Raw genomic sequence first — 8,572 nt, 5'->3', positions numbered from 1 at the left:
TAGCGTCATTGATTTCTGGGATGTCGATACCTTGCAGTTGTGCTAATAACGCTGGTAAATTGCTTTTTAGTTCACTTGGTAGTGCATTTACTTTTCTCTCTGCTGTTGCTTTTAATGTTTGTGCTTCTTCTTGGGCAGATTTCAATAATGTTTGTTCTTGTGGTGTAACTAAATTGTCAGAGACTGTAGAATCAAATAATGTTTGAGCATGCTCATCAGCTGACTGTGCTGCTTTTACCGCATCTCTCGCTTCATGGATTAATACATCTACATTATCATCAATACCATTTTCATTTTGATCATTAATCTGCGGTAATGTAATACCTTTGAGCAACACTAAATCTTTTGGAAGATTACCTTGCGATGTTAATGGTAATTGATTTACCTTTTCTTTTGCTTGTGCTTTCACATCTTCGTAAATTGCTTGTAATTGAGCTAATTGTTTATATTCGCTTGGTGTAACTAAACCATCTGCTGTATTCGTTGCTAGTTTTTCCTGTAGTTTAGCATCCATTGCTTGTGCCACTCTGACAAACTCTGTTGCTTCAGCTAATGCAGCATCATCTGCATCTGAAATATTATTGGCATTTTGATCATTGATGTTTGGAACTGTGATGCCTTGAAGTTGTTTTAAACGTACTTCAAATGGTGATTGATAAGCTGCTGGTAATTGCTTCACAATTTGTTGTGCTGAATCTTTAGCACCTTCAAACAATGCTTGATGTTGTGATAAGTTTTGATGTTCTTGTGGTGTAATCAAGCCATTTTCATTTGCTGTATCAAGTTCAGATTGTACCTCTTGATTCATTTTTTCAGCTTGTGCCACACGTGCTTCTGCTTGTTCTAGCAATGTATCAATATCATCTGCAATGCCATTAGCATTTTGGTCATTGATGTCTGGAATTGAGATAGCTTGCATTTGCGCTAAAGCATTCAGTAATTCATCTTTAACTGCTGCTGGAATCTTACTTTGTTGAATCGTCTCAGTTGCTTGTTCTTTTAGTTTTGATGCATGATTTTGTGATTCAATCAATGTGTCTTGTTCTTGTGGTGTAATTAAGTGATCTGCAGTCACTTTTGTTAAATCACCTTGTGCTGTTTCATGTGCAGCTTTTACTGCATTTATTAAATCTTGAAGTGTTTGATCTAACGTATCATCTACATCATTATGGTCGTGGTCATTAACTTCTGGTACTGCAATACCTGTTAAAGCATCAAGCATTTTTAGAAGTTCACCTTTTAATGCATCATCAACTAAAGCAATTTTATCTTTAGCAATATTTTTCTGTGCTAAGAATGCTTTTTGAAGATTTGATAACATATCATGTTCATCGTCGTTGATAACACCATTGTCCTGAGCTGTTTCTAATCCTGCTTTCGCAACTTTTTCTGCTGCTTCTGCTGCCTTAATTGCTTGTAATGCATCACTCATCAATTGATCTTGGTTATCATCGATACCATTTGCATTTTTATCATTCACTTCTGGGATATCGATTGCTTTTAACGCATCTAATTGTGGTTGGAATTCCGGTCTTAAGTTTTCATCAATCATATCCACTGCTTTTTGAGCATAGTGTTTCGCTGTCTTCGCATAGTTGACTTGGTTAATTAATTCTGACTGTTCTTTTGGTGTGACTAATTGATCTTGTTGAATTGATTCTAGTTGTTGTTTTGCTGTTTCATGTGCACGTTTTGCTTCATCAACTAAGTCTTGAACAGCTGCTTTCAATGCATCTGTATGATCATCAATGTGGTTATTATCTTGATCATTGACAGTTGGTAAAGTAATTTCATTAATCGCATCTAATTGTAACTGCAAGTCTTTTTGATATGCTGCTGGTAAAGCATCAATTACTGCTTGCGCCGCAGCTTTATTAGCTTCTACTAAATTTTTAGCACCGCTTAGAACTTCTAATTCACTAGGATTGATTAAACCGTCTACTGATGCCTCATCTGCTTTAGCTTGTGCTGCTTGCGCCATATCTTTAGTCGCATTGATTAATTGTTGTGCCTTGTCTATTAATGTATCAATATCATCACGAATACAATTTTGATTTTTATCATTCACAGATGGAATTGAAATTCCTGTTAACGCTTGTACTTTTTCAGGCAAATCTTGTCTGTATTTACTCTCAACTGCTTCAAGCTTTTCTTCAGCTAATGCTTTCTTTTGTTTAAATTCTTCTTGTAACGCTTTTAATTGTGCTTGTTCATCAGGGTTTACCACACCATCTGCTTGAACTTCTTCTACTGCTGTTTGTGCTACTGCTTCTGCATTTTTAGCTGCTTCATAAGCTTTGGTTGCCTCATCAAATAAGCTATCTTCTTTATCTGGCACACCATTATGATTTTCATCGTTGACTTGTGGTGGCCCGATTGGTGTTAATTCATCGAGTTCGGTTTGTAATGTTTGTTTTGCATGTTCTGATAATAATGCGTCTACTAACGTTTGTGCTGCTGCTTTTTTGTCCTCTGCTAATGAAATTGCTTTGGCTAAATCTGCGCTTTCTTCTGGTGTAATGATATTATCTTTTTGAATATCATCCATTTGCGTCAATGCATTGTTATAAGCTGCTTTTGCTGCTTCTACCGCTTCTTTCGCTTTATGAATGGCTTGATCTACGTCATCACGAATCCCGTTTTTATCCTCGTCATTCACTTCTGGTACAGTAATACCTGTTAATGCCGCAAGTTGTTTTGGCAGGTCTTTGCGGTATGCTTCTTGAATCGCATTAATTTTTTCATTTGCTAATGCTTTCTTTTGTTCAAAGTTAGCTTGTGCTGCTAATAATGCTTGATGTTCTGTTTCATCAATTAATGCATTTGGTTTTAGTGCTTCAGCTAACATTTCTTTTGCTGCTTTATCTGCTGCTTGTGCCTCTTTCAATGCATCTCCGGCAAAGCGTATTAATAAATCTTCTGAATCTGGAATATCATTTGCATTGTTGTCATTTACTGGTGGAACGATTAAATCAGGGTATTGTCTTAAAACGCTCAGTAACTCTGCTTTTAAAGGTGTTCCATCTGAGAGATTATGAACATCGGTAAAGGCATTCATTTTAGATTCATATGCAGCAAGTTTGAAAGGTCTTAATGATTCGATCTCGTCTGGATTAACTAATCCATCATCTTGTATCGCTAAAATCGCTGCTTTTGCTGCTTTATCTGTTTCTATAACTTTTTGTACAAGTTTTCTGAGTTCAGCCTCTTTATCATCAGCTACATCATTACTATTAGCATCATTCACTTCTGGTACATCAATACCTGTTAATGCTTTTAATTTCCCAGGCAATACACCTTGATATGCTGGATCAACTGCGTCTAATGCTTGTTGTGCCGCTGTTTTCTTTTGTTCAAAATCATGTTGTAAGTTTTGTAGTGTCTGATGTTCTTCTGATGAAATAGCTTGATTCTCGTTTGCTTTTGTTAATTCAGATTTTGCCAATGCATCAACTGCTGTTGCTTTTTCAATTGCTGCCTCTGCTGCTTTAACTAAAGCATCTTGAGTATCTGGAATCATATTGTTGTTATCGTCATTGATGTCTGGAACACGAATACCATCTAATTTTGCTAGTTCTTGCTCTAAAGGTGTACGTAATACTTCAGGTAATGCATTCACTTTTTCTGTTGCTTCTGCTTTTGTTGAAACAGCTGTTTTCTGAGCTTCTGTTAAATCTTGATGTTCTTTCGGATTAATCAGCTTATCTTGTGTTGCGTCTGTTAAGTTATGTTTCGCTGCTAAATCTGCTGCTTTTGCTTTGTCTAAAGATACTTGTGCTTCTTTAAGCAATGCTTCTAGTTCAGCTTGATCAACATCGTCTGTTTTACCATTATTATCTTTATCATTTACTTCTGGTACAACAATACCGTTTAACGCTGCTAGTTGTGTTGGTAATTCTCCACGATACTGTACATCAATCGCATTGATTTTATCGTTAGCTGCTTGTTTCTTCGTTGTGAAATCTTGTTGTAGCTCATCTAAGTTGTCATGTTCTTGTTGATTAATAACTTTGTCATCATTAGCTTTAACCAATTCTTCGTTAGCTAATTTATCCGCTGCTTCAACTGCTTTAATAGAAAGTTTAGCCGCTTCAATCAACACATCTTGTTCATCAGGGATGTTGTTATTATTGTTGTCATTAATGCCTGGTACCGTAATACCTTTTAACTTAGCCAATCTTTCTAATAATGATGTTTGTACTTCTGATGGTAAGGCTTTAACTGCTTTATCTGCTGTTGTTTTTGTTGTATCTGCATTTTCTTTTGAGACAGTTAAATCTTGATGTTCTTGAGCTTTAATTAAGTTATCTGCATTGGCTTGTTGTAATTGTGTTTGTGCTGCTTGGTCTGCAGCTTCTGCTTTCTTAACTAAATCTTCTGCGTTTTTCAATGCTGCATCTTGTTGTTCTTTTGCATCTTGATCATCTGGTTTACCATTACTATTTGTGTCATTAACAGCAGGAACTGTAATTCCTTTTAATACTTCAAGTTGTGTCGGCAAATCACCACGATATTTCTCTTCAATCTGGTTGATTTTATCGCTAGCTGCTTGTTTCTTCGTTGTAAAATCTTGTTGTAAGTTTTCTAAGTTGTCGTGCTCTTGTTGATTGATGGCTTTATCAGCTTCAGCTTTAGTTAATTCTTCGTTTGCTTTTTGATCTGCTGCTTTAACTGCGGCTAATAAATCTTGTGCTTCTACGATTAATGCGTCTTGTTCGTCTGGAATGTTGTTGTTGTCAGTATCATTAATAGATGGAATTTCAATACCGTTCAATGCATCAAGTTCGTCTAATAAAGGAGCTTGCATGTTTTCTGGAAGTGCTTCTACTAAACCTCTTGCAGTTGAATTTGCTTCGTCAGCTTGATTTTCTACAACATATAATCCTTCTAATTCTTTAAGTGAGATTACATCATCTTGTTTTACTTCAGCTAATTTAGCTTGCGCTGCTTTATCAGCAAGTTTTGCTTTCTCAATTGCCGCTTTCGCTTCTGCTAAGTTTTGGTCTGTTTCGGCACGATCAGCAGTATCCGGTTTTCCATTATTATCAGTATCGTTAACAACCGGAACTTCAATTCCTTTTAACGCATTGATTTGTTGTAATAGTTTATCGTTATATTTCTTATCAACTGCATTAGCTTTTTCTGTTGCTGCTTGTTTTTGAGTTACAAAGTCTTTTTGAAGTTCTGTTAATTTCGCATTTTCTTCCTGATTGATAGCCTGGTTTTCTTGTGCTGTTGCTAATTCGGAAACTGCTTTTTTCTCAGCATCTTCTGCTGATTTAATCGCTGCTTCTGCCAACTTGATTAACTCATCTTGGGTGTCTGGAATATCATTCTCATTTTTATCATTAACTTCTGCTACAACAATCCCTTTTAAAAGATTCAATCTGTCTAAGAATGATTGTTGTTGCTCCAGAGGTAATGTTTTAACTGCTGCTTCTGCTGTTGATTTTGTTGATGTTGCAAGTTCTTTTGCAGCGGTTAATTCTGTATGCTCTTGCGGCTTAATTAGACTGTCTTCATTTGCTTGTTGTAATTGTGATTGTGCTGTTTGGTCTGCAACTTCTGCTTTCTTCACTAAGTCTTCAACATTATCTAAAGCTGCTATGAGTTGTTCCTTTTCATCTTGTTCGTCTGGTTTACCATTGTTGTTCTTGTCGTTTGCTACAGGAACTGTAATACCCACAAGCTTATTCAATTTTTCAATTAATGGAGATTGATGTTTCTCATTAACTTCTTTTATCTTTGCTTCTGCTGCTTTTTTCTTAGTTTCAAATTCTTTTTGAAGTGCTGATAAATTATCATGTTCAGTTGGAGAAATCGCATTGTTTTCATTTGATGTTTCTAATGTTGCTTTCGCTTTGCTTTCAGCCTCTTGTGCTTCTTTTAACATTTGCTCAGCCTCTGCTATCAACTTGTCTTGATCATCAGAAATTGAATTGTTATTTTCATCATTTACTTTTGGTAAATCAATCTCAGTTAATTGATCTAGTTCTTGTTGTAATGTTGCTTTTAAACGTTCCGGCAATTGATTCACTTTTATTTGCGCTTCATTTTTTCTAGATGTTGCTGTTTGAATTTCATTTTGCAAACCGTCCATTTCATTTTTGCTTACAAGTTGGTCGGCAGCGATTGTTTGAGCTGTTGCTTTTGCTTGGGCATGCGCTTTTTTGGCTTCTTCAATCGAAGCGGTTGCTTCTGCCATAATTTGCTTATCAATTTCTTTTTTAAGTTCATCAGAGAGTTTTAATGCAACGGTTTGATAATCTGTTGTTAGGTTTTCAATGTGCTTTGTTCCATTATCAAATGACCACTTCACTGGAACGTTTAATGCATTTCCATCGTAATATTCTTTTAATCGTGTCCATTTTTCTGAACTTGTGCTGATATCTTCAGTTGTTAAGTTATGTTTCAAAGTGATTGAAGGCGTATAAGTTTTATCATAGAAAGCTGCTTGTGATAAAGCATTGTTGCTGTTAGTTAGTATCACTTTGTTTGTATTATTTTGAGTGGCAGCAAAGTAATTTGTATTAGGTTGAACATTTGCAACGATGTCTTGTGGAAACTCTGCTGTCATTTCAATTTTGCTTGGTAAAGTCGCTGTTTGATGTACTTCTCTTGTTGGAATATACTGGGTGATTGTTACTTTCGCATCATCATTTCCAGTTGGATTAACGACTTGAACTGTGTAAGGTTGTACTGGTACTAGTAAGATACCTTTTACATGAAACGCTGTACCTTATGCATTTCTTCCAGTCATACTATAAGTCAATTCACTCTTTTCTTTGAAAGTGGCAGTTACTCTATTTGGATAATCTTCAACAGCCCCTCTTGGTTGTTCACCTGTCGAAATAATGATTTTATTATCTTTTAACTCTAAATTAGCTGTAGCCTCTGAATGAGTTTTATTACTAATATACAGTTCATTAATTTCATTTCGGTTAAAAGTGACGGATTTTCTAACATCTACTTCTTTATTTCGATCATAATCATCAAGATCATAAATATTTAATAACCCACTTACAGGATGAAGTTTATCATTGAGATTCTTTAGCCCTTCTATTACAGAAGTAATAGGTGTGCCTTTAGGAATTTTATTATAAAAATCGTCTAACTTTGTCTTATCGATATTAGACATGAATTTAATGTTAGCTGTTGCACCGCCACCATCTTGAGAAGTCATAGATAACATATCTCGACCTGAAGTAAAGAAATATCTTTTATTAGTTGGAAATTTTTTAGATGGTGGATCCATTTTGACATGTACCAAGGCATCTACTTTATGACCGTTCGCTGTACCTACATTATTGATATATACATAGGCTTCTGGTTGATTATCATCGAGCGTAATGTAATCACCAAAGTAGGCGTGAATGCTGCCACCATTTGTAGTTGTAGTTTTTGTACTTGTCACTATTTCTTGGTTTGTCAGGAAAGAATAAGATTTACTGTCATGATCTTTAAATTTAGGTGAAAAATCAATATAATCTGGTGCAACTATTTGTCCTGGATTCGCTACTTTCTTCACCAAATCGCTACCAGTATAATCAATGATTTTTCCATTGTACGTTTCATTATTAACGGGTGCTTCAACTTGTGGTTCTGTGTCTAATGAACGCTTGGCGCGTGTATGAATCGTTGGATTTGATTCTGATGTTGGGTCAATCGTTGGTGTTGATTCTGGAGTTGTGCCTTTTGCTGTTGGATTTGTTTCTTCTGGTTGTGGTGCTGGTTGTGGTGCTACAACAATTTTAACTGTTACATGATCTTTTGAGCCGTCTGGATATGTCACCGTTACTGGTACTTCAAAGACTCCTGATGCGTTTCCACTAGGTACTGTTGTTGGGTCATCAATTGTAACAACAACTTTGCCACCATCTTTAGGGAAGTCTGGAACACTTACTTTTTCTTTAACTTCTTCTGGAGTAGTTGGTGTGCCATATGGTTTTGTGATTTCTCCCGCAGTCGGTTCATATTTATCGTTTTGTGGTTGCGGATTCACTGTAACTTTAACCGTTACGTAATCTTTTGTGCCGTCTGGATAAGTGACTGTCACTGGGACATCGAATGTGCCCGGTGTTTGACCATTAGGTACTTTTGTTGAATCGTCAACTGTTACTATCGGTGTTCCTTTGTCAGCTGGGAAGTTTGGTACTGTGACTTTGTCTTTGACTTCTTGTTCAGTTGTACCTTGACCAAATGGTTTTGTGATTGGTTGAGTCGTTGGTTCATAAGTATCGGAGTCTTTTGGACCGACCGTAACTTTTACATTCACTGTATCCGTTGTTTTATCTGGATAAGTCACTGTGACTGGAACTTCGAACTCGCCTCTTGTTTTACCGTCAGGTACTTTCGTTGTATCTACAGTAATAACTGGTAGATCTCCTTCTTTAGGGAAATCTGGAACGCTTACTTTGCCTTTGACTTCATCTTCAGTAGTCGCTCTGCCATATGGTTTAGTGATTTCTCCCGCAGTCGGTTCATATTTATCATTTTGCGGTTGTGGAGTCACTGTAACTTTGACTGTTACATGATCTCTTGTACCGTCTGGATATGTCACCGTTACTGGCAC

Annotated in this window: 2 protein-coding genes; both read right to left on the bottom strand. The window is 36.3% G+C overall.

Translation table 11 applies throughout. From position 1 onward, the window contains the following. On the bottom strand, positions 1–6,577 hold a 6,577-nt coding region (locus tag HMPREF2846_RS12765), incomplete at its 3' end, for a GA-like domain-containing protein (protein ID WP_176745494.1). Positions 6,578–6,739: 162 nt separating this feature from the next. Then, the coding region (locus HMPREF2846_RS12760; protein ID WP_256274908.1) for a Rib/alpha-like domain-containing protein at positions 6,740–8,572 on the bottom strand (1,833 nt) is incomplete at its 5' end.

This window comes from Staphylococcus sp. HMSC056G08 (assembly GCF_001812305.1).
In the GTDB taxonomy this organism is placed as follows: domain Bacteria; phylum Bacillota; class Bacilli; order Staphylococcales; family Staphylococcaceae; genus Staphylococcus; species Staphylococcus simulans.
Note: the sequence above shows the minus strand (reverse complement) of the source record. Positions and strands in the feature narration are given on the sequence as shown.